The sequence below is a fragment of the Trichocoleus desertorum AS-A10 genome (assembly GCF_039962155.1).
Classification (GTDB): Bacteria; Cyanobacteriota; Cyanobacteriia; order FACHB-46; family FACHB-46; genus Trichocoleus.
Window position 1 is genome coordinate 105,608 of the sequence record NZ_JAMPKN010000007.1, and the last position, 20,106, is coordinate 125,713.

Genomic DNA, 20,106 nt, shown 5'->3' on the forward strand with positions numbered 1-20,106 from the left:
TGTGAATCAAGACAGCCTCAGAAGTTTTCAGTTAACCCTCGCCGGTGCAAGTCGCTGGCTCATGTTCCTAGCTTTGCTCTGGCTGCTAGGATTAGCGGGTTTGGGCTGGCTGGTTAAGTCATTTCTGCTTGTGGTTGGTTTTATTTGCTTAGCGCCAATCATTGCGTTTTTAGGCTTTCGCTGGTGGCTGAAGCGCAACTTAGTCCAAGCTCAATGCCCCGTTTGTGGCTCTGAGGTGGCGGGCATCAACCAGACCCAGATTGAGTGTGCTAGTTGTGGGGAAGCACTTAAGGTAGAGAAAGGCCATTTAAGCCGTCTGACGCCACCGGGAACCATTGATGTGCAAGCTATTGAAGTGCCAGCCCAACCCATTGACCGTTAGCTGAAGGACATTTTTTCAACGCGATCGCCTAACTACCCATCTCAATCAAAAAAGTGGACAGTTCTGAAAGAAGAACCATCCACTTTTTTGTTTAAGTCACTAGCGGTTTAGGCTTTTGTTAGTTGGGAGCCTGAGAAATGGAAAGTCGGTAAGCATGCTGTCCTTGGCCGCGATCGCCAACGTAAACAGAGTAGGTGCCAGGAGACCAAAAACCTGAGATTTGTGCTGGCTTCTGGGAATAAGTATCTGCTAAAGAACAGAATCGTCCCCCCGGACCATCAATCAACAAGGTGGGTTGCCCTTCACTTTGCACTGCAAAACGCAGGTAAGGAACAGCCTGGGTCACTTGAATTACCTGACTGGGGGTATTACTGACATAGCCACAATCGCTACTTTTAGCTCCGCCCGATGTGCCTGTTAGCACTTGAGGGTCAGGCTGAAACCCTGGAGCAACAGGTAAAGGTTTACTCTGAGCTGAACCAGCAACTGTCAAAGCCACCACCAGGGCTGTAGGAACAGCAAGCCAATATTTGTACGTCTTCATCTTGCTCACCCCTCAAAAAGTGCGGAGTGCTCCTAATTCCAGTATCCGCAATTTCCGGCGAATTGCGGAACTGTATGTTCATGTTTCTAGATTGTCACAGAACTTTTTATTGCTGAGGCAGCTAAAGCCCTACACAACCAATTACCGATCGACTATGTGGAGTGGCGATACTGTTCTAGGAGTTGTGGGATGTGGTCATAGCCATCGACCCCGATCACGGAAGCAATTTGACGGCGGTATTGTTCTAAAGCTGCTTGAAACCCTGCTTCCCCCATTTGTCCCTGCAAAATCATTAGCAGTCCGGCGGGTTGCCGCCACTCACTAGAGGCAATTTGCTCTAGAAGATACATGCCCAAACAGCCACTATAAACAGATTTTTCTAAGTTTTGCAGACGGTAGTAGGCTTCAGCTAAGTGAGCTAAGTTGCGAGCTTGTAAATAGACATCCCCAGAAAACTGCGCCGCTTGAATCCCACCTTCTAGGTAAGCGATCGCTATTTGTGATTGATCTAAGACAATATGAGCGATCCCCAAGCTGCTGAGACAGAGGGCTTGGCTTTGGCGATCGCCTAACCGTTCAGATAATTTCAAGCCTTGCTGTAAATAATCAATCGCACTTTCGTAGGTTTCAGGTTCAACTTGTTCTAACTGCTGCGCTTGTAGCACTTCGCTGTAACCCAAGTTAGCTAAAGCATTCGCCTCACCCAAGCGATCCCCAGCCTGACGACTCAGAATCAAGGCCCGCTGACTGTAGTTGATCGCTTCGGCATAATTTTTCTCCGATACGCAAGCCCGACTGAGGTGGTTGAAGTTGGCAATTTCACAGGGGCGATCGCCTGCTGTCCGCGCCAGCTCCAAAGCTTGCTGATGAAAATTTTGCGCCCGGTCATATTGACCTTGCGCCCGGAAAGAATAGCCGAGTAAGGTCAGGATTCTGGCTTTTTCCTGAGTGCCTTCCGCTCGCCGTAATGGTTCATCTAGGTAGTTCAGGGCATCTCGTAAATAGTTGCCAGCAAAGGAAGCAAAAATGCCACCGTAAAGTGGGAAGTACTCACGTTGCGCAAAGGTTCGCAGGATTTGCAGTGTGCTCTGAAAGGCTGCATTGGCAAAGCGATCGCCTAAACCTACGCCCATTTGGGACCACAGGACGGCGAATGCCAGAAACGTCGAGATGGAGAGCTTGGACCCGACTTTGGAATCGTAGACCAACTTGTCAAACCACGTCACCAAACCTTGCTGTAAACCGCGCAGAATCACCGTGAGTTCAACCCAATCTTCGAGGTCCACGGTTTGATGTCTACCCCACTCAGCCGCCGATTGCTCATGAGCAAGGGCTTGGAATAAAGATTGAGGCATGGGACTGCCAACTTGTTTAGCCCACAGTGCCCAAGGACCACGCTGACCTGGCACACCTTCAAACCCTAACTGCCCTTGGTTTTGGTCGTAAATCCAGCCCACCAAATGGTCTTCTAAACGACGCCAGGCGGCGATTCCGCGCCCAATGCCTGTCGCTAGTTGCTCAATCTGCTGCTGAGAGTCAGTCTCGGTGATGGTAGCGGCTTGCTGCTGTAACGCTTTAGCAAGCTGTTGCCACTGCTGTAGCGTCACGATTTGCCCCCGATTGGGATCGGTGACTTGAATCAAGGTTGTTAAGCGCTGCTCAGGCTCAGCCGCTACGACTTGACGCACTGCGGTCGTGAGCATTTCTGTCGCTTGGTTTTGCTCTTGCCAACGTTCCCACTCGCCTTGGATCGTTTGTAAGGCTCTCAGGACACGGTTGGCCTTAGCGAGTTTTAGCTCATCGGTTTGGATTTCGACTTGGCGTTGAGCGGCAGTGAGGCGATCGCCCAAACAACGCTCAAAGATCTCCCCCGTCCCGGCACTCACCTCTTGCAATAGCATTTGGTAAACCTGCTCTTTAGAGCGGATTTTGCCCTTGAGTGTGGTTTCGACAATGCGATCGATGAGTTCTAGATAGCGACTAGCTAGTGGAGTAGCACCACTCACAGGATCAGCCATAGAATTTAAACGCTTTTAGAGAATTTTCAGTTACCTTACCGAGAGTCTAGCTAAGCACAATCTTTTTTATTTTTTCTTATAAACTGAGCGTGCTTGGGCGACTTCTCTTCGCTACAATCGCAGACACAACAGTAGATTTACTGAGTCCGCTGCTGTTCCTCACCATTTTCGCGATCGCTGCTGAAATTCAGCCTGGGAATTTAGCTGAACTTCTACGGCATGAGTTGGTTTTAGGACAAGGATTTGTCCTACTTTACCAGGGTAGCTTTTTTGGTAGGGCTGCTTGCGCAAGTCTAGTCACTAGTTGGTGGATCGCACTGATGAGCTATGACTTAACACCGCGATCGCCTTCATACACCTAATCTCAGCTTGACGCAGTCTCTACGCGGGTAGAGACCTCCTACCCAAGAATTACAAGAACCAATAGACTGCATAACTAGTGACGGGGAGTTTTTGAAGATGGCGAGCCCAACTGTGAGGAGAAGCACCAATCGCTCTCAATCAATGCTACCTAGTTGGCGCTTCAAACGGTTGCCCTTACTACCTCGACGCTGTGGAGCTTGGCTCATTGAGGTTTCTCTAGTTGTGGCTAGTGCTTGGGTGCCGTTCAGCTTAGGGGAATATGCCAGGCTCCATTCTGCCAGTGAGCCAGTGCCACTCAATCCCTTCGTCGCTCAAGCTGAAGCGACGATCGCCCAAACCCTAGCAATTCCAGTGGGTGATCGCGATCGCACAGTTCCTCCCCTGACAAATTTGCTGTGGTCTGGTGCTGTGGTGGCTCCATTTGTGGTGGCGGGGCTAAACCTGTACTCACTCACTAAGACGGGTAAAACTCAACCCAAGCGATGGTTTGCCGTCAAGGTAGTGACGGCTACGGGAGCGCCTCCCGGTTTGGTGCGAGCGATAGTACGAGAAGGCATTGGGCGCTGGGGCTTGCCGCTGGGGCTTGCTTACACGATCTGGCGCTACAGTGGGGCGTTTCCAGATCTCAGCATTTTGTTGGGGTTAGCTAGTTTTCTAGTATTAAGTGAAAACTTTAGTGCCCGCTTCAACTCGCGGCGGCGGGCTTGGCACGATCGCTTAAGCGGTACCACTGTAATCGACGCAGCCCAACCCACTTCGATCTATAGCGACCATGTACAGGTATTGCGACGTGACCGCCAAGCTTGGGCAGAATCTCAGTGGAGTGAGGAAGATGCGGCGATCGCGGCCATTGTGTTGACACCAGAAAAAGGCTGGCGGGGGCAAGGGTTGTGGTACTGGATGCGTCAACATCCTGGCATGACCCTGCTGATCGTGTCGCTCTCTAGCATAGCGTTGGTACTCGGCACCTTCGTGGGCACCCAAGTTTATGTGCAAAGCCAAGCCAATCGCCGGGAGTTTAAGCAGCAGGATAATCAAGTCTTTCTAGCGTTGGTGAGTAAGCTGACCCCCACCTCTCCTGGTGCACCAGACGAGCGGCAAGGAGCAATTTTAGCGCTAGGTACGGTGAATGACTCACGGGCAGTGCCGCTCTTGGTGGATTTGTTGGGACAAGAAGACAAACCCACCCTGATTGATGCGATTCAGCAAGCTTTAGTCAGTAGTGGTCCCGATGCTCTGCCTTACCTGCAACGACTGAATCAATCTTTGAAGACTGATTTGGAGTCACTGCGCTACGGCAATAACGAAAAAGAATATAAGTTGTTGGCCTTGAGACGGCGGGCGACTCAACGAGCGATCGCTAAATTGCTAACAATCTACAGCGGTCAAGTGCATGCTGCCGATTTGAATCGGGTAGACCTAGGTCGCGTCGCTGAAGGGGCAGCTCAATTTACACTCGTGTTGGATCAAATCGATTTATCAGGGGTCCAACTGAAAAGTGCCATTTTGGCAGGCGCGAGTTTGCAAGGCAGTCGATTCTATGGAGCGGGCGAAGATGAGCGCTGGGGAACCTTTGATGATTGGGTTACCGATTTAAGTGGGGCTGAACTCAAAGATGCCAACTTAACCGGAGCCTTCTTAGGCAATGCTTTGATGGAGCGTACAAATTTAATTCGGGCTATTCTTAACAAAGCGGATCTCTCAAAGGCTCGTCTGTCGAAATCGAACCTCAGTAGTGCCAAACTGGTTGCTGCTAATTTTCGCCAAGCTATCTTGAATCATGCCAGCCTTACAGGTGCGGATCTAGGAAATGCTGACTTCTCCGAAGCAAATTTGCAAGCTGCTCGATTGGGTCAAGCTAGTGCGACTGCCACAAAATTTCAGTTGGCTAACTTAGTGCGATCGGAGTGGCAAGGAGCCGATTTGACTGGGTCAGACTTTAGCCAAGCTAACCTCCAGTATGCGGATCTAAGCTCGACCCAACTGGCAGAGGCTAATTTCAAAAATGCGCAATTACAGCATGTCAGTTTCCGCAACGCAGATCTCAATCAGGTAGATTTACGCGGGGCCAATGTTATGGGAGCAGACTTCCAAGGGGCGATTTTTACACCTTCCTCCTCTAAACCTTCTAGCCAGTTCATTCAATTAGCACCTATTGCTTCGCAGTCTGGTCTGTTTAAAGGTGTTAATTTTGTCGATGCTAAAAATTTGAATCCTACTCAGATTGCCTATATTTGCGCTCAAGGCGGTCGTCATCCTCAGTGCCAATAGGGTGTCTCTCTGTTTTGTAAGTGGCGCGGGTGAAACCCGTGTCCTACAAAACAAAATGCAAAACCTGGGCTAATCAGTCAATCAGCTAGATTATTGCGCTGCTTGGGTGAAAATAAGTAACAAGATGCCTGGTTTAAAACTAGGAATTTGCTTGAATAGACCTGAGGGTGAATCAGCCTAGATGAAGGGCTGACGGCTGAAGTTGAATTGAGCGAGACAAATCAATCAATGCTACTGGTAGTGAGGAGTTGGCAATGAAGAGTCTTAAGCGCCTGTCGCAAAGTAAAAGTTGGGCTGGGTTGGCTACGGCGATCGCTCTAGGGGGCGCTGTTGTAGCGACAGGAGTTGAAGGTCTCGCCCCATCCGCAGCATCGGCACAGGCTGCCTATGGGAGTTATGTTGGCGTTGGTCCCTCGATTGGTCTCACCGATGGCTCTATAAACGAAGACAGCGAAAATGCTTTGGTCATTGCCGCGCGTTACAAGCTGCTGAAGTTGCCAATTTCTCTCAGAGCCCAAGCCTTGATTCTGAATGACAACACGGCGATCGTGCCTACCGTGTCCTACGACATCCCGCTGAGCTGGCAAGCGGATGCCTATATTGGGGCGGGATATTCCTTCTCAGAGGGCGACTCTACTTCGCCTCTAGGCAATCAAGATGCCTTTGCTATTCAACCAGGCATTGACTACGCTCTGCCCAACAGCAAACTCGTGGTGTTTGGCAACGCCATTATTGCCTTTGATGCTTACCGGGAGAGTGGTGGAACAGCGGTCTCTGTGCAAGGTGGAGTCGGATATCGATTTTAATTCCAGCGACTAGAAGCTAGGAGTCGGAAGCCAGGAGCCAGAATTTAGGTGGTTCTTGGCTTCTTCATCAAGGTAGTCATGGTAGCCAAAGAGATCTAGAAATAAAGCTATTCTTCGGCGATCGCCTTTTCTGGGGTAGTTTGATCAGGGTTTAGCATGCCACTCTGAATCACAAGTTGGGGCCAGACCAAGATAAAGAAACCCATCCAAGCCAGAATTGGCACTGCGACGAGGCAGGTGAACCAAATGGTGTGGGCGAGGAACCAACTGCCCGCAATAATGGTAATGCCCGTGAGCAAAATGGACCAAGGTTGGCACCACCAGGGTTTATAGGACCAAGGACTGATTTGAGAAGATTCGGACAAAATCTGACGCGATCGCTCCAGAACTCAACAGGGGTTATATAAAGAAACTGTGTTTTAGAAAGCACATTACTTTGAGTACAATGCTAAAACAAACATGACTAGAGTGTGGCTACTGCTCTAGTGATGGAAGGGGTACTGGACCATTCTGCAACTGTGTCTTCTGGCGATCGCCATGCCTCACCGCAACTTTGATTCTTTCCGAACTCAGCATTTGTCTGACCTGGAGTGGCCTGCTAATCCTGAACTGCAAGGCCAAATTACAGAATTGCAGAACTCCTATAGCTCCCACTATAAGTTGCTGAATGTAAATGCTTGGGCGATCGCGAAAACAATGGACAAGTTCTATCCAGGTTTTTGGAATCGCTTCATGGCAAATCGGCAAGTAGCGTTGCAGCAATTTCTGGAGCAGAAGCGCCAGCAAGCAGCTCAGGATGCAGCTTCTACACCGCCCTCTGCCAGCTTGGAAATTCCAGAAACTTCTAAATAGGTAAGGTGAGCATTGCCCACCCTACAAAACGATTTGAATAGCTTCTAAAAGCTGGCTCTAAGAGCGAGAAGCTGCCAAATTTAAGGGTTGATCCAGCTTGATTAAGATGAACTCGCTATCATCCGGTTTGCCTGGAGTCCGACCCGCACTAAAGGGATAGTTGTTGTCGTTGATCACCAAGAGCGTATTGGCGTCAATCGGTAACACGTCTTCGATCGTCACGAACGGGAAAGTAAACCGACCGTTCACAGTGCCATTACCACCCAGACCTTGAGGGTCAGAAATGTTGAGCAAATCTACGAGTAAATCCTTTTTGACAAAGCCAGCCTCGTCTTGCTGCCGCAAATCTACTTTGTAGAGACGCTTGAACTGGGCAGGATCACTAAAGTTGGGATTGTTAGGATCACCTTGGCGATTGTCCCGTTCAATCACAATAAACTCGGAGTCGTTAATGGCGGTAAAGTCGCCGATCGCATGATTGGGGTTTTCTAGCCGATAACCAAAAACTTTTCCGCTATAGCGCTTGCTGGCTAGGTCAAACTCATGAATCAGGAGGCGATCGCGCTGGGGGTCGCTGACCACAGGTTTTTCTAGCAAAGCGTAGAGCTTGGTGCCACTGGTATTCAGGGCCATGCCCTCAAAACCACCAGAGCGGGGCAAATTTGCCGCCGTAACCCGTTCTTGATCGGTAGGTAGGTTGGCGAAGGCAGGATTGTCAGGCGATTGAATGAAGGGGCGATCGCCGAGTTTGAGGAAGTTGGGTAGGGGAATGGGTGGTTCTAAAAGTTGACCATTGGCGCTGGTATGCAACAAATAAGGCCCAAATTCATCTCCAAACCAATAAGTTCCGTCACTCACCCGACGAAATGCCTCCAGATCAAAATCAGCTCCCGTTAATAGGCGACGCGATTTGATTGTTGCTGCAACTGGAATTCCTTGCGGTTGGCTGGGGGCGATGCTGCCCGGATAAATGTTTTGCTCCGCCACAATAGGGAAGCCAGTTTGGTTGCGGCGATCGCTAAGCGAGATAAAGCTTTGACGACTAAACTGGCTTAACCGCCCACCAGTTTTTAGGTTGACCGGAAAGACATGCCCAGAAGCAAAGTCGGGTTCAACAGCATAAAAGCGCAGGGGGTAATCTGGAGAATTAGCCTTGGCCCCATAACCGTTGTCTGACAGAACCAAAAAGGTGCCTGGTTTCGGTCCGGGCAGCACCGCAGAAAAACCTTGGACAGGTAGTTTCTCCACAAACGGCACCGAAACTTCATTCGTCGCGCTAATTAGCTGCCCAGAAGTGGGGCCAGGCGCAAAGGTATTGGCTGGCAGAACGGCACGTCCTACCAACTCTACGGCGATCGCAGGCACATATAGGCCTAAAGCGTAGAGGGTACTGACGACCGAAAAAATTGCCGTCAGTCCTGCAATGGAGACTCGTAACTTGGAATGGTGGGTTGAGCTTACAGCCTTGTTTGCGTTCATCGTCAGCAGTTGAGGTGTGGATAGTGCAACCATTAGCACTCAAAACTTACTGATGATGGGTTAAGGGAACCCTTGCCCAGCCGTTAAGATGTCCTTAAAAAAGGCTGATTTCATGAAAGATTGCTGGGAAAACTGCTACTCGCTGTCTTTAGCAACTACTTGAGGTAAACCCATACTGTAGTTAAGCACACGGCTCTCTAGGTTGTAGCTGATTTCTCCCTTCTTCACGAGCGATCGCACAAAGTGCTCCAAGTCTGAACCAATGCGACGCAGGTTATAGTCGGTTAAGTCCTCCCCTTCATTCGCAGCAACCAGCTCATCAAACTTGCGATATACCTGTTGCAAGGCAGCGTCATTCCATACAAACTCGTTGTCTGGGTCAACATCCAGAGTCAAAACGCCATCAGCAGGATTCAGTTCAGTGCCTTTCACTTCCGCAGTAAAGATGTGGATGTGGCGGGTTGTAGACTTGAGTAGCATAGGAAATGTTACGGTCTATTGAGTGTATTGACTCATTCTAAACTACGACCATGAAACTCCTGTTTATTCGTCATGCTCAGTCTGTGGGAAACATAGAACGGCGGATGCAGGGGCATGGTGAGTTTGAGCTTTCGGCCAACGGCAAAATCCAAGCGGGGAAGCTGGCTCAGCGTTTACTCGAAGAGTCTTGGTGGCCTTCCGCAGTCTATAGCAGTCCCCTAAAGCGGGCGGTACAAACCACCGAAATTTTGGTAAATCACTTTGTTACGGCTCCTTTGCCTGCTGCCGTCAGTGACCTAATCGATAGTGAAGATACTTCCCAAGTGAGCGTAGCCACAGGCTCTCAAAAACCCTGTACCTTCCAAGTCTCTTACGCTGATGAGCTGACAGAGTTTCAGAATGGCATTTTTCAAGGCTTAACTTGGATGGAGGCAAAGACGCGATACCCAGAGTTTTGCCGCACCTTAGAAACCTCGCCCGATTGGATTCAAATTCCCGAAGCCGAATCGCTACAAGAAGCTCGCGATCGCGCCCATGAATTCATTCAAAAGTTACTGGCCCAACATCAGGACTCCGACCAGATTTGGATTGTGACTCACAGTTGGATTTTGCAGCATTTGATCGCGGAGTTGATGGGTTGCGATCGCTCTTGGCGCTTACATGCCCGCAACACTGCCTTGTTTGAATTTTGGCTCGACCGATCGCGTTGGCACCTGCAAGACCAAAACCGTTTTAATACCGATCTCTGGCAAGTACGCCGCTTTAATGATTGCCGCCATCTCGCCTCTTGAAGCCTCAACAGTGACGCGATAAAGTCTCTGTCAAGACAGGTTTTTAACTAAGGTTTTTGAGTAGTTTCAATCCGCCTCAAGGTACAGTATTGTGAGCAGGGAACCTGGATGACTGCGGCTAAAGTTCAGGATTTTTATTTCGACCGCTGAGCGCACAATGGTAGATTCAATTGAAAATATTACCAAGCAAGCCCGCCAAGGCAGCGTGGCAGCGATTATTCAAGTTTTGAATGATAAGCTGGCAGATTCTGGTGTCAGAACCAGAGCCATTTTTGAGGATGGCGTGCTACAGCTTTTGTGCGAAGCTGCAGATGTCGATCAGCTAGAGCAATCTACCTTAGTTGAACGGGTGCGTCAGATTCTGGAGTCGATTTCACCGCGTAATATTCGCCGCGTCAAAATTAACAGCCGCATTGTGCGTGAGCAACAACTGTTATGGCTCGAAGAAATTAATCGCGACCCCGAAAATCAATTGCTTTGGTCGCAGGAAATTACTCTAACTCGACCTAACCTGTTCAAGCAGTTCATGGAGGATTTGCAGAGCCAGCAAGCGGAACAAGCGGCTGGTATGCCAAAAACTCCTTCTCCTCGCCAAGTCCGGGAGCAACGCCAATTCAAGCGAGGCGTGGTGGGCGGCACCTTAGCGAGTTTACTCTTGTTGCTGCTGGGTTGGGGTGCCTACAGTTGGTTTGGGCCGAAGTTGCAGGACAATAGCCAAGCAACTACAACTTCATCCCCAGAACCCGCCGAATCTCCTGAATCTAGCTCCGCTTCACCGACTCCAGCTAGTTCACCCGCACCTGCTACTAACTCTGCTGCTGCGATCGCGCCTAGTCCTTCTCCAGTTGCCCCGGCTAGCCCTAGCCCCAGTCCTCAAGCTGCGATCGCTCCCACTACTGCACCAACTTCTGCTGACCCTTTCGCCGATGCAGTGAGGCTCGCCGAACAAACTGCTAGCGATGGTAAAGCCGCTCAATCCTCAGCCGACTGGCTAGCTCTAGCCGCAAAATGGCAGCAAGCCTCTGACCTAATGGGCCAAGTAACTACCCAAGACAAGCGCTACAGCATCGCCCAAGATCGTACCGCCGTCTATCAACGCTTTAGCGAAGCTGCCTTGCAAGAAGCCAAAAAGAAACAAGGTCAAGCTGCTAGCAATTCCTCAGCTCCATAGCTGTAGGACCTATACAACTCGGTTAAGTAAGCTGGTTTATTGTCCCTTCTGTGTAAGAATTTGCGCCAATAGGTCTGGTGCAATCCGGAATCCAGCTTTATTGGTTAGGTCATCAATTACAGGCTGCAAAGACTGGAGTTCACCTATTTGCTTGGCTCGTAGCAGAACTCCCAGAATACCTGTTACTTTCAAACCTAATGATTTAGCAACTTTCCTACCTTCACGTTCATCCAATAGTAGCCAGTCTGCCTGAAGTTCAATAGCAAGAGCGATCGCTTCGGATTCTCCTTGGTCCAAAGTTTGATTGAGTAGTTGAATAAGGGTTTGGTTACCTACACTTTGAGTTCGAATCCATCCAGCTGAAATCGCTTCTCGAATGTTCTGAGAACCAGGCCGCTCCTCATTAATCTTTAACTCGTCAAGTACAACCTCTGGAATTAGAATTTCATCAAACTGGTGATGCAGAAGGATGAGCTGATTGACAATAGCTAAATTCAAAATTGGTGAAGTGTTACTCACTACGGGCATAGGTCAAATCGTCGTCTAATTCCTCAGAGCTATAGTGACGAAAGACTCTACGTTGTGCAAGCAATTGCCCAAATTCGTATTTATCTAGCTGGGCTAATTCCCGTGCTTTGCCAAAGGATAAAACATTCTGGGTGTAAAGAGCGATCGCTAATTCTTGTAGCAATTCCTGTTCAATCCGCTGCTCCGGTAGACGAATGGCTTGCAGAATGGAATCAGAAATTGAGATTTGTAGTCCCATCTACTTAAAGGTTGGTTGAGCTTCACCGACTACTACTATAGTAGATGGTACTCTCAGCAACCTCAGGCTAAGCCAAGATGCACTGGTGCTGGAGTGCTTGGTTTAGCAGGACGCGATACTCTTTTTGCTTGATGATGTAAGCTCCGAACCGCTCTAGGTGGGGGTTCATCATTTGGGCATCGAAGAAGACGAATTGGCGCGATCGCAAGCGTTCTACCAGCTTCACCAGTGCCACCTTCGAGCCATCGGGGATGTGGAAAAACATCGACTCGCCAATGAAAGCGCCACCGATGACGATGCCTAAAATTCCACCTGCTAAGCGATCGCCCTGCCAAGTCTCAAAGCTGTGTGCCCAACCTGCGGTGTGTAGCGCTTGGTAGATTTCTTTGAGTTGCGGGGAAATCCAAGTGGTTTCACGATCGGCACAGCCTTCTACCACTGCGGTAAAGTCTCGGTTCACCGCTACGGTAAAGCGCTCTTGATTCAAGACTCGTTGCAGCGATCGCGGATACCGAAACCGTTCATCTAGAGGAATCAGCGTGCGTTGACGGCTAGAATACCAATCCAACGCGCCCGACTCATCGGCCATCAAGAAATAGCCCTGAGCGTATCCCTGAACAATAGTGGGAACATCAAAGGGTAAGGATTTCGACGCCATCCTCAGTTACAGCTATGGTGTGCTCAAATTGGGCGGATAGCTTGCGGTCTTTGGTCACTGCCGTCCAATTGTCATCCAATACTTCGACTTCCCAAGTGCCTTCATTGATCATGGGTTCAATCGTGAACACCATGCCTGCTCGCAGCTTCTTGCCTGTGCCTCGCTTGCCGTAGTGAGGGATGAAAGGCTCAGTATGAAAGACGCGGTGGACTCCATGCCCTGTGAAGTCTTGAACCACCGAAAAACCTTCTGCTTCGGCATACTCCTGAATCGCGGCCCCAATGTCTCCGACTCGCGCATCTGGCTTAACTTCAGCAATGCCTCTTCTTAAAGATTCCTCGGTCACTTCCACCAACTTTTTCGCTAGAGGTGACGGTTGACCCACAAAGTAGGTTCTAGAAGTATCTCCATAAAAACCATCCACGATCGGCGTGACATCAATGTTGATGATGTCGCCTTCCTTCAAAATTTGCTTGGCGTTGGGGATACCGTGACAAACCACATGGTTAACGCTGGTACAGATTGACTTAGGAAAGCCATGATAACCCAGGGGAGCACTCTTAGCTCCGTGTGCTTGGGTCCAACGTTCTGCTTCGTCATTAATTTCTAAAGTACTAATGCCTGGTCTTACCAGCGGTTCTAAATGGCTCAGCAACTCAGATGCAAAGCGTCCAGCCTGACGCATTTTGTCTATTTCGCGATGCGAAAGCAGTACCAGCGGTTCTTTTCCCATTATCTTGAATCCCCCTTGTGTCTTGGCCGTACTATTTCACCAGATTAATTTTGCTAGTTGGGTTAAACATAACCCTGCAAATCTAGTTTGATGAAGCCGATCTGAATGGTTGTTGCAGTTTGTTCAGAGGCTCTAATCCGGCGTTGGGGTAGCGGTATAGTGGTTAGAGAAACCCTCTGTTTCCAAGAAGCATCCTAGTTAAGCTGAGCTAGCTTTCCTCTAGACTGCCTTCAAACAGTTGTCAATTTGCTAGGTCAATGGCCGAACCAATTCCCCCCATCACCCTGCCTCCTGCCGAAAACCCCCAGCAGGAAGGAGAATGGCTAAAAAGCGTTTTATGTCAGTGGCTAGACCACGAATTTATTCCTGAAGCAATTAACCAGCAGATCGCTGAGAGAGCCACTCAAGTTTTTGTTCGCCAACGGATGGAAGGCGAAAATGACTTAGGGTCACTCGTGATTGCCATCGTCACCGAAATGCAAGCCTTTGATTTTTCTAAAAGCTTTTTCAGCGAGTTTGCTGTAGCCAATGCAGTCAGCGACCTGCTCTTAGATAGCTTGGGAATCGATCGCTGCTGTGGTCAGTGATCGGAGTAGTCACTGAGTGAATTTTGGATTTCGGATTTTGGATCGCAAATGATTGACTAATCCAAAACCTAAAATCCAAAATCTGTTTACCAGCTAGACTTAACCACTCCGGGCAGCAGACCTTGGTGGGCCATTTCCCGGAATACGTGGCGAGACAAGCCAAAGTCACTGTAGTAGCCTCTAGGACGACCGGTCACCCAGCAGCGATTCCGCAAGCGAGTGGGGGCGCTGTTACGAGGCAACTGTTGGATTTGACGGTGAATTTCAAGTTTTGCTTGTTGGGAAGTTGCTTGGGCAAATTGTTCTTGTAGCTCTTCCCGTTTTTGAGCGTACTTGTCAACCAACTTCTGGCGACGCTTTTCCCGCTCAATCATGCTTTTCTTAGCCATGAATTGCCTGGTTTCTCTCAAATAAAGACAGCATTTTCTATTCTATCTGATTCAACAGACCCTGATCTACCCCCATGTCGATTAATCAGATTTGTGGGGCTGTGAGTAAGGGCGGTTGCAAAGCTGCTATATCCACCTTGTTTGGATCAGCGGAGGGGCAGAGGTCGGCTAGAAGGCAGCGATCGCAAGCAGGGTTACGAGCATTGCAAACCGCCCGCCCGTGATAAATGATCCGAATCGACCAATTTTCCCAATCTGGTTGTGGCAGCAGCTTAATCAAGTCCCGCTCAATATGAATGGGGTCCGTGTGCTTGGTGAGGCCTAAGCGTTGAGTCAGCCGCTTGACATGAGTATCGACCGTCACCCCCACATGAATCCCGTAGGCATGGGCTAATACCACATTCGCTGTTTTACGAGCCACACCTGGGAGTTTCAGCAAATCTTCCATCAACTTAGGCACTTGACCATTAAATTCAGTCTGAATCAAATAGCAAGCTGCCCGAATATTTTTGGCTTTGTTGCGGTAGAACCCGGTCGATCGCACTAAAGTTTCCAAGTCTAGTGGGTCAGCAGCAGCAAGTGCCGCAGCATCTGGAAAGCGGCGAAACAATTCTGGAGTAACCTGATTGACTCGTTCATCGGTGCATTGGGCCGAAAGAATTGTCGCCACCAGGAGTTGGACAGGAGTTTCGTAGTTAAGGGTGCAAGGGGCTTCTGGATAGAGTCGCTTCAAACGAATCAGGATTTCCAAAGCCCGTTGCTTTTTGGCAGACAGTTTTCGCGTAATGCTCATGGCATAGCAGAAGGAGCAGTAGATTCAGCCTGCTGATCTAAGGTTGAAACAACTTTTGTACAGGTTCTAGATTGACCGTATCGCGAATAATCAAGAAAATGCCCAAGCCCAACAAGAGCATCAAACCCGTTTGCATGACCCCATCTTGAATTTTGGTCGGTAGAGGTTTGCCCCGTAGCCCCTCGATTGCGAGAAAGGCCAACTGACCACCATCTAAAGCAGGTAAGGGCAAAATGTTGATAATGGCCAGGTTAACGCTGATCAGCGCCGCAAACTGGAATAAACTAGCGGCATCAGAACGAGCAATATTAGCTCCTAGAGCTACGATCGCCACTGGACCAGAAACCTGCTCAGCCGTTTCACCAAAGTTACTAATTAACTGACCAAAGCCTTGGACTGTCAGAACCACGATGCGCTGAAATTCATTGGCACCTGTGCTGAAGGCTTCCAAAATGTTGCTAGCTCGACGGCGCTTTACCTCGGCGTTTTGAGCCAGTTGCACCCCAATACGGCCTTTGCCTTCTGGGCCTAAGTCAGGCTTGACGCTGAGAGACAACGTTTCATCACCGCGTTGCACGGTAAGAGGCAGGGCTTCATTCGGGTGAGTTTGAATCTCTTCCATCAAGATCTGGATCGCTTGCTTGGAAGCACCTAATTCCCGATTGTTAACACTCAGGACGATGTCTCCAGATTTGATGCCTGCCTTTGTTGCGGCTGAACTAACCTCGGCGGCAACCTTGGGCACGATGACACCAGGTTGGTAGTTAAACTCTGGAGTGCCAACTGCGGCGACCTGACCAACAAGCAGGAAGTAGGCAAAAATTAAATTAGCAATTACGCCAGCGCTAATCACGATCGCCCGATCGAGCACGGGGCGATTTCGCAGTAGATTCGGATCTTCAGGGGGAATTTCGCTTTCTGGATCATCATCAGGAAAGCCAACGAACCCCCCTAATGGGAAAGCGCGAATGGCATATTCAGTTTCTGGCCCTTGATATTTCCACAGAACGGGGCCAAACCCTAAGGAAAAGCGATTCACGTGGATGCCTTGAGCCCGCGCTGCGGTGAAGTGACCCAACTCATGGACCACAATCAAGAGTGCTAAGACTGCGATCGCCGCCAAAACTGACATAGATTTAAGATCCGAAAAACGTCTGTTAGATATCTTTACTATTCTAAGATGCCTGAATCGTTGACGCCGACTCCATCTTAGAGAACCTCTCGCCGGAGGTAGGGTTGTAACACTTCAGGTAGACGGACTGTACCGTCTGGTTGCTGGTAATTTTCCAGAACCGCAGCCATCGTCCGACCGACTGCTAATCCAGAACCATTCAAGGTGTGAACCAGTTGGGTGCCCTTTTGCCCAGCTTCTTTAAAGCGAATATTGCCGCGTCGGGCTTGGAAATCTAGGAAGTTAGAACAGCTAGAAATTTCACGATATTTACCCGAAGCTGGCAACCAAACTTCCAGGTCGTAGCACTTGGCTGCGCCAAACCCTAAGTCCCCAGTGCAAAGCTCAATGACTCGATAAGGTAGCTTCAGCGCTTGCAAAATCGCTTCGGCATTTTGCACCAAAGCTTGATGTTCTTGCTCTGAGGTGCTGGGATGCACCAGCTTGACCAACTCCACTTTGTTAAATTGGTGCAGACGGATTAAGCCACGTGTGTCCCGACCATAGCTGCCTGCTTCTCGGCGAAAACAAGGCGTATAAGCACAGTGATGAATGGGTAACTGTTCTGCTGCCAGAATTTCATCGCGGTACAGATTGGTCACAGGAACTTCGGCTGTGGGAGCTAGCCAAAGATCATCTGACTCGCACTTGAAACTCTCTTCAGCAAATTTGGGCAATTGTCCTGTAGCAGTCAGCGATTCGCTATTAATCAAGAATGGCGGAATCACCTCTAGATAACCTGCCTCAGTTTGGCGATCGAGCATGAACTGAATCAAAGCTCGCTCCAATGCTGCTCCTGCACCGATAAGAGTCACAAATCGACTTTGCGCTACTTTAGTCGATCGCTCGGTGTTGAGAATGCCGAGTTTTTCACCAATTTCCCAGTGAGGCAAAATATTGGGGTTTTGCGGCTTGTATTCATCGCCCCAACGCCGCACCTCAACGTTTTCTTCCTCGCTCTGACCTACAGGGGTAGAGTCGCTGGGCAAGTTGGGTAGAGTCAGGAGCAACGCCTCAATCTGAGCTTTCAGTTCTTTTTCCTGTGGCTCTAAATTGCTGAGTTTGACCTTGATTTGGTTGCCTTCTTCCCGCAATTCTTGAATTTCTGGGCCTTTAGGGTCACTGCCCGATTTAATCTTTTGGCCGACGAGTTTCCCAATCTCGTTACCACGAGCTTGAAGTTGCGATCGCTCCTTCTCAATTTCCCGCTGTTGTTGATCCAATTGCAGAATCGGCTGAATGTCAAAATTGCCCGATCGGCGGTTCAGGCGTTCTTGGACTGCTTGTGGATTTTCCCGGATCTGCTTCAGATCAAGCACAAATCTTCCTCAAAATCTTGATTAATACTTCGGCAATAGATCAAGATATACCGTTTATTGAGCTTCTCTTTAAGTTTTGTGGGGCTTGACGGTTCCCTTGTCTCGCAGCAAACCTCTCCCCAAACCCTCTCCTTGAGGAGAGGGGCTCTGAACCTTGCTCCCCTTCTCTAGCAGGGAAGGGCTGGGGGTTAGGTCTCAAGATTAAGGCACGTCAAACGGAATCAACGCTTCTTCTGGGACATAGCTGTGGTAGCGGCCCCCATCTGAGAGCACTAATACCACCCTTAGCGACCAGTCTGGTTTGGCGGGTAAGTCTGCCCAAGGTACTGCCAGCTCTAAGCACTTGTCAATTCTGACTTGGGCGCGGCTGGGACGGGGATGCCATTGGTAATGCTCTCCCGCTTGCTGAAACCAAATGGATTCGGTTGCTAAGTTGATGCTGAGATGGTCGTGAAATAGATAATTCAAGGGCGCTTCGTCGGGCAGGTCCGCGATCGGCACTGGGCTGTTGTGCATGGTTTGGTTGGTGTAGAACCACAATAAATTCAGTTCTGGCGATCGCCCAATTCCCGCCTGCATCCCTGCCTGAAAGTCTAGACGTAGGTAAAAGTTTAAGTGATCAACTCCATACCAAAGCCGCTGCATCGGGCTGCTACGGTGCATGGTGCCTCTGGCTCCCCCTACCTCAATGCGACCTGCTTTATCCCAATCCTGCTCATCTCCACGTCCATCAATCACTGGATGGATAAACCCTTGAGGACGGTGGTCTCCCTTCGCTTCATGAACCTCAATGGGACGGTACAAGTGGGACGGTACTGGCTCGTTCAGGGCTTGATAGATAGCGCACAAGTGTTCGCGGAAGAGTTGGTCAAAAATGGCATCTTGGTTGGAAGAGTGCCCTTCACCAAACCACCAAAACCAATCGGAGCCTTCAGCGGCGTAAAGCGCTTCCCAAGCGGCAGGATTGCTTTCTTCAGTGGCTTCGGGGTGGTTAGCTAGTGCTTGGCGGGCTTCGGTGAGCAGATCCCAGGCCCGATTTTTCGCCGGATCGCCAATCCAAGTTGTGAAGCTACCGTCTACCCAAGAACCGCTGTGGAGTTGAGCCGCTGGTATGGTTTCCGTCGGTGGGAATTTCTCGACAAACTCAGAAACCGTGACCAACTTAATATCTTGATCGTTACTGAGGGTTTGATAGAAAGCTTCTAAGAACGGTTTGCCATCTTGTTGATAAAACTCCCAGCAGTTTTCGCCGTCTAACGCAATCGTGACAAGCCAAGGCTGTTCCAGAGCGGTGCTGCCACTGGATTGGCGTTTCTTCAGCGATCGCGCGATCGCCTCCAAGTGCCCCACCAAATCAGCGGCGGCCCGCTTCGGCTCCATGGCGCTGTAAGTAAACCCAATCAAGTCAGACAAACGGTGATCTCTGAATACGATCGCCAAGTCACCATTTGGAGTTTCTAGGCGATACGGTCGGTACAAGAGTTCTGGCTCATGGACGTTACCCAGACCGTCGCGATGGAAGAAATGCTTCAGCGTCCAGCCCAACACCGCTTCATCGGAGCACAACCAGTTAAATCCTTGTTTCGCCACATGTGGCAAGATTTCTGGGCTCACTGACTGCTCCGAGGGCCATAGACCCCGGGGTGCCTGCCCAAAGCGATCGAGATACATATCCCAAGATTTCTGCAAATGGCGCGGAATGTCCTCTGCCCACTGAAACCGCTGTTCTGGCAATTTCATATTAGGAATCGCCACTCGCCCAGCGTTGGTATCAGCCAGCAGCGGCAGAATCGGGTGGGTGTAGGGCGAAGTCGTCACTTCTAGCTGCCCTGTCTCCTGCATGGCCCGGTGCTGCGGAATAATGCGGCTGAGAATCTCGCGCTGCTTGGAGTAAATGCGCTGGCGATCGCCAATCGTAAAGTTGCGGCCCTGCTTTAGCCACTGCTCAATCTCGGGGTCATCCCAGAACAGGGGATCTATCCAGGCTAAGTTGTGCCAAGCTAGCAGGTCGCTATAGTCTTGCAAGTTCCAGTTTTCTAAGCACCATGCCTCCCCTCGGTCCTGCCGCTGACCGTATAGCTCAGCATAGCGAGGATGTGGATCGATCAAGGTATGGTGGTTGGCATCAAAGAAATGCCCCACAATAAATTCTTTTTGCTCTCGCGTCAGTTGCTCTGTGGGCAACAAAGCAACTGAAAGATAAGGGTCGAATGCTTGTCCCGCTACGTAGTCTTCAATTTGCAGGATCAAAGACGGCACCAAATTGACCGTTTGATGCAGCTTGGGGTAACGCTCTAGTAACAACACCAGATCCAAATAATCTTTTGTACCGTGCAATCGCACCCAAGGCAGACGGTACTGACCCGCCACGCGCGATTTGTACAACGGCTGGTGCTGATGCCAGATAAAAGCGACGTAGAGAGGATAAGTCATAGGAATTGTGAAGGAGCTCTTACCATAAAAAATAAACAGGAAAGATGGACTTACCTTCCCTGTTTAATCACTTTATGCACAGTGTAAAAAAACGGTTGAT

22 protein-coding genes are annotated in these 20,106 nt (G+C 49.8%); 8 read left to right on the top strand and 14 right to left on the bottom strand.

All coding sequences use genetic code 11. From position 1 onward, the window contains the following. Position 1 precedes the first annotated feature (1 nt). Positions 2 to 382: a hypothetical protein gene (locus NDA01_RS12330; RefSeq protein ID WP_348228167.1), complete on the top strand. Its 381-nt coding sequence runs from the start codon at positions 2 to 4 to the stop codon at positions 380 to 382. A gap of 118 nt (positions 383 to 500) precedes the next feature. On the opposite strand, the gene NDA01_RS12335 is transcribed toward NDA01_RS12330, so the two are convergent. Together NDA01_RS12335 and NDA01_RS12340 are read right to left on the bottom strand one after the other, a co-directional pair. Then, positions 501 to 926 (bottom strand): hypothetical protein, encoded by a 426-nt coding sequence (locus NDA01_RS12335; RefSeq protein ID WP_190432891.1) that lies wholly within the window; start codon positions 924 to 926, stop codon positions 501 to 503. Positions 927 to 1,078: 152 nt separating this feature from the next. Continuing rightward, positions 1,079 to 2,944 carry a tetratricopeptide repeat protein gene (locus NDA01_RS12340; RefSeq protein ID WP_190432892.1) on the bottom strand — a complete coding sequence of 622 codons (1,866 nt, stop codon included), beginning with the start codon at positions 2,942 to 2,944 and terminating at the stop codon, positions 1,079 to 1,081. Positions 2,945 to 3,033: 89 nt separating this feature from the next. On the opposite strand from NDA01_RS12340, the gene NDA01_RS12345 reads away from it, so the two are divergent. From NDA01_RS12345 to NDA01_RS12355, 3 genes are all read left to right on the top strand, one after another. Continuing rightward, positions 3,034 to 3,306: a hypothetical protein gene (locus NDA01_RS12345; RefSeq protein ID WP_348228168.1), complete on the top strand. Its 273-nt coding sequence runs from the start codon at positions 3,034 to 3,036 to the stop codon at positions 3,304 to 3,306. 97 nt (positions 3,307 to 3,403) lie between these two features. Continuing rightward, positions 3,404 to 5,578: a pentapeptide repeat-containing protein gene (locus NDA01_RS12350; RefSeq protein WP_348228169.1), complete on the top strand. Its 2,175-nt coding sequence runs from the start codon at positions 3,404 to 3,406 to the stop codon at positions 5,576 to 5,578. 254 nt (positions 5,579 to 5,832) lie between these two features. Continuing rightward, entirely contained in the window at positions 5,833 to 6,384 is a 552-nt protein-coding gene (locus NDA01_RS12355) for a hypothetical protein (protein ID WP_348228170.1), read from the top strand. Positions 6,385 to 6,491: 107 nt separating this feature from the next. On the opposite strand, the gene NDA01_RS12360 is transcribed toward NDA01_RS12355, so the two are convergent. Beyond that, the gene (locus NDA01_RS12360; protein ID WP_348228171.1) at positions 6,492 to 6,749 is read right to left on the bottom strand and encodes a DUF6737 family protein; all 258 of its coding nucleotides are present in this window, start codon (positions 6,747 to 6,749) and stop codon (positions 6,492 to 6,494) included. A gap of 172 nt (positions 6,750 to 6,921) precedes the next feature. Here NDA01_RS12360 and NDA01_RS12365 point away from each other — a divergent pair, with 172 nt between their 5' ends. Further along, positions 6,922 to 7,236 carry a hypothetical protein gene (locus NDA01_RS12365; protein WP_190432895.1) on the top strand — a complete coding sequence of 105 codons (315 nt, stop codon included), beginning with the start codon at positions 6,922 to 6,924 and terminating at the stop codon, positions 7,234 to 7,236. A gap of 57 nt (positions 7,237 to 7,293) precedes the next feature. Here the strand turns inward: NDA01_RS12365 and NDA01_RS12370 are convergent, their stop codons facing one another. Both NDA01_RS12370 and ndhM read right to left on the bottom strand, forming a co-directional pair. Continuing rightward, a complete protein-coding gene (locus NDA01_RS12370; protein ID WP_348228172.1) occupies positions 7,294 to 8,748 on the bottom strand; it encodes an esterase-like activity of phytase family protein in 1,455 nt (484 codons plus the stop codon). 102 nt (positions 8,749 to 8,850) lie between these two features. Then, positions 8,851 to 9,195: an NAD(P)H-quinone oxidoreductase subunit M gene (gene ndhM / locus NDA01_RS12375; protein ID WP_190553031.1), complete on the bottom strand. Its 345-nt coding sequence runs from the start codon at positions 9,193 to 9,195 to the stop codon at positions 8,851 to 8,853. A gap of 50 nt (positions 9,196 to 9,245) precedes the next feature. Between ndhM and NDA01_RS12380 the strand changes: the two genes are divergently transcribed. Then, entirely contained in the window at positions 9,246 to 9,986 is a 741-nt protein-coding gene (locus NDA01_RS12380; RefSeq protein WP_348228173.1) for a histidine phosphatase family protein, read from the top strand. A 157-nt stretch (positions 9,987 to 10,143) separates the two neighbouring features. Then, positions 10,144 to 11,157, top strand: coding sequence for a hypothetical protein (locus NDA01_RS12385; protein WP_348228174.1), 1,014 nt, complete (start codon positions 10,144 to 10,146; stop codon positions 11,155 to 11,157). Between the two features lie 36 nt (positions 11,158 to 11,193). On the opposite strand, the gene NDA01_RS12390 is transcribed toward NDA01_RS12385, so the two are convergent. From NDA01_RS12390 to map, 4 genes are all read right to left on the bottom strand, one after another. Further along, positions 11,194 to 11,685, bottom strand: a complete 492-nt coding sequence (locus NDA01_RS12390; RefSeq protein ID WP_348228175.1) for a PIN domain-containing protein — start codon at positions 11,683 to 11,685, stop codon at positions 11,194 to 11,196. After that, positions 11,669 to 11,923 (bottom strand): UPF0175 family protein, encoded by a 255-nt coding sequence (locus NDA01_RS12395; RefSeq protein ID WP_348228176.1) that lies wholly within the window; start codon positions 11,921 to 11,923, stop codon positions 11,669 to 11,671. Before NDA01_RS12395 ends, NDA01_RS12390 begins: the two co-directional genes overlap by 17 nt. A gap of 67 nt (positions 11,924 to 11,990) precedes the next feature. Beyond that, positions 11,991 to 12,581 carry a leucyl/phenylalanyl-tRNA--protein transferase gene (gene aat / locus NDA01_RS12400; protein WP_348228177.1) on the bottom strand — a complete coding sequence of 197 codons (591 nt, stop codon included), beginning with the start codon at positions 12,579 to 12,581 and terminating at the stop codon, positions 11,991 to 11,993. Further along, positions 12,556 to 13,314, bottom strand: coding sequence for a type I methionyl aminopeptidase (gene map / locus NDA01_RS12405; protein ID WP_190432906.1), 759 nt, complete (start codon positions 13,312 to 13,314; stop codon positions 12,556 to 12,558). Before map ends, aat begins: the two co-directional genes overlap by 26 nt. 257 nt (positions 13,315 to 13,571) lie before the next feature. Here map and NDA01_RS12410 point away from each other — a divergent pair, with 257 nt between their 5' ends. Continuing rightward, positions 13,572 to 13,901 (top strand): DUF8822 family protein, encoded by a 330-nt coding sequence (locus tag NDA01_RS12410; protein WP_190558960.1) that lies wholly within the window; start codon positions 13,572 to 13,574, stop codon positions 13,899 to 13,901. 86 nt (positions 13,902 to 13,987) lie between these two features. Here the strand turns inward: NDA01_RS12410 and rpsN are convergent, their stop codons facing one another. The 5 genes from rpsN to NDA01_RS12435 form a co-directional block, all read right to left on the bottom strand. Continuing rightward, the gene (gene rpsN, locus NDA01_RS12415; RefSeq protein WP_190432916.1) at positions 13,988 to 14,290 is read right to left on the bottom strand and encodes a 30S ribosomal protein S14; all 303 of its coding nucleotides are present in this window, start codon (positions 14,288 to 14,290) and stop codon (positions 13,988 to 13,990) included. 85 nt (positions 14,291 to 14,375) lie between these two features. After that, entirely contained in the window at positions 14,376 to 15,083 is a 708-nt protein-coding gene (nth, locus tag NDA01_RS12420; RefSeq protein ID WP_348228178.1) for an endonuclease III, read from the bottom strand. Positions 15,084 to 15,120: 37 nt separating this feature from the next. Further along, positions 15,121 to 16,215 carry an RIP metalloprotease RseP gene (rseP, locus tag NDA01_RS12425; RefSeq protein ID WP_190432919.1) on the bottom strand — a complete coding sequence of 365 codons (1,095 nt, stop codon included), beginning with the start codon at positions 16,213 to 16,215 and terminating at the stop codon, positions 15,121 to 15,123. 77 nt (positions 16,216 to 16,292) lie between these two features. Beyond that, the gene (gene serS / locus NDA01_RS12430; protein ID WP_348228179.1) at positions 16,293 to 17,573 is read right to left on the bottom strand and encodes a serine--tRNA ligase; all 1,281 of its coding nucleotides are present in this window, start codon (positions 17,571 to 17,573) and stop codon (positions 16,293 to 16,295) included. A gap of 201 nt (positions 17,574 to 17,774) precedes the next feature. Next, the gene (locus tag NDA01_RS12435) at positions 17,775 to 20,006 is read right to left on the bottom strand and encodes a glycoside hydrolase family 57 protein (protein WP_348228180.1); all 2,232 of its coding nucleotides are present in this window, start codon (positions 20,004 to 20,006) and stop codon (positions 17,775 to 17,777) included. Positions 20,007 to 20,106 lie beyond the last annotated feature (100 nt).

What these genes read in the sequence shown, in the direction of transcription:
- NDA01_RS12380 (WP_348228173.1), top strand. Translation starts at nt 9,246, where the DNA reads ATGAAACTCCTGTTTATTCGTCATGCTCAGTCTGTGGGAAACATAGAA.
- NDA01_RS12335 (WP_190432891.1), bottom strand. Translation starts at nt 926, where the DNA reads ATGAAGACGTACAAATATTGGCTTGCTGTTCCTACAGCCCTGGTGGTG.
- map (WP_190432906.1), bottom strand. Translation starts at nt 13,314, where the DNA reads ATGGGAAAAGAACCGCTGGTACTGCTTTCGCATCGCGAAATAGACAAA.
- NDA01_RS12385 (WP_348228174.1), top strand. Translation starts at nt 10,144, where the DNA reads ATGGTAGATTCAATTGAAAATATTACCAAGCAAGCCCGCCAAGGCAGC.
- NDA01_RS12435 (WP_348228180.1), bottom strand. Translation starts at nt 20,006, where the DNA reads ATGACTTATCCTCTCTACGTCGCTTTTATCTGGCATCAGCACCAGCCG.
- NDA01_RS12340 (WP_190432892.1), bottom strand. Translation starts at nt 2,944, where the DNA reads ATGGCTGATCCTGTGAGTGGTGCTACTCCACTAGCTAGTCGCTATCTA.
- nth (WP_348228178.1), bottom strand. Translation starts at nt 15,083, where the DNA reads ATGAGCATTACGCGAAAACTGTCTGCCAAAAAGCAACGGGCTTTGGAA.
- NDA01_RS12350 (WP_348228169.1), top strand. Translation starts at nt 3,404, where the DNA reads ATGGCGAGCCCAACTGTGAGGAGAAGCACCAATCGCTCTCAATCAATG.
- rseP (WP_190432919.1), bottom strand. Translation starts at nt 16,215, where the DNA reads ATGTCAGTTTTGGCGGCGATCGCAGTCTTAGCACTCTTGATTGTGGTC.
- NDA01_RS12355 (WP_348228170.1), top strand. Translation starts at nt 5,833, where the DNA reads ATGAAGAGTCTTAAGCGCCTGTCGCAAAGTAAAAGTTGGGCTGGGTTG.
- NDA01_RS12370 (WP_348228172.1), bottom strand. Translation starts at nt 8,748, where the DNA reads ATGGTTGCACTATCCACACCTCAACTGCTGACGATGAACGCAAACAAG.
- rpsN (WP_190432916.1), bottom strand. Translation starts at nt 14,290, where the DNA reads ATGGCTAAGAAAAGCATGATTGAGCGGGAAAAGCGTCGCCAGAAGTTG.
- aat (WP_348228177.1), bottom strand. Translation starts at nt 12,581, where the DNA reads ATGGCGTCGAAATCCTTACCCTTTGATGTTCCCACTATTGTTCAGGGA.
- NDA01_RS12390 (WP_348228175.1), bottom strand. Translation starts at nt 11,685, where the DNA reads ATGCCCGTAGTGAGTAACACTTCACCAATTTTGAATTTAGCTATTGTC.
- NDA01_RS12395 (WP_348228176.1), bottom strand. Translation starts at nt 11,923, where the DNA reads ATGGGACTACAAATCTCAATTTCTGATTCCATTCTGCAAGCCATTCGT.
- NDA01_RS12410 (WP_190558960.1), top strand. Translation starts at nt 13,572, where the DNA reads ATGGCCGAACCAATTCCCCCCATCACCCTGCCTCCTGCCGAAAACCCC.
- NDA01_RS12365 (WP_190432895.1), top strand. Translation starts at nt 6,922, where the DNA reads ATGCCTCACCGCAACTTTGATTCTTTCCGAACTCAGCATTTGTCTGAC.
- ndhM (WP_190553031.1), bottom strand. Translation starts at nt 9,195, where the DNA reads ATGCTACTCAAGTCTACAACCCGCCACATCCACATCTTTACTGCGGAA.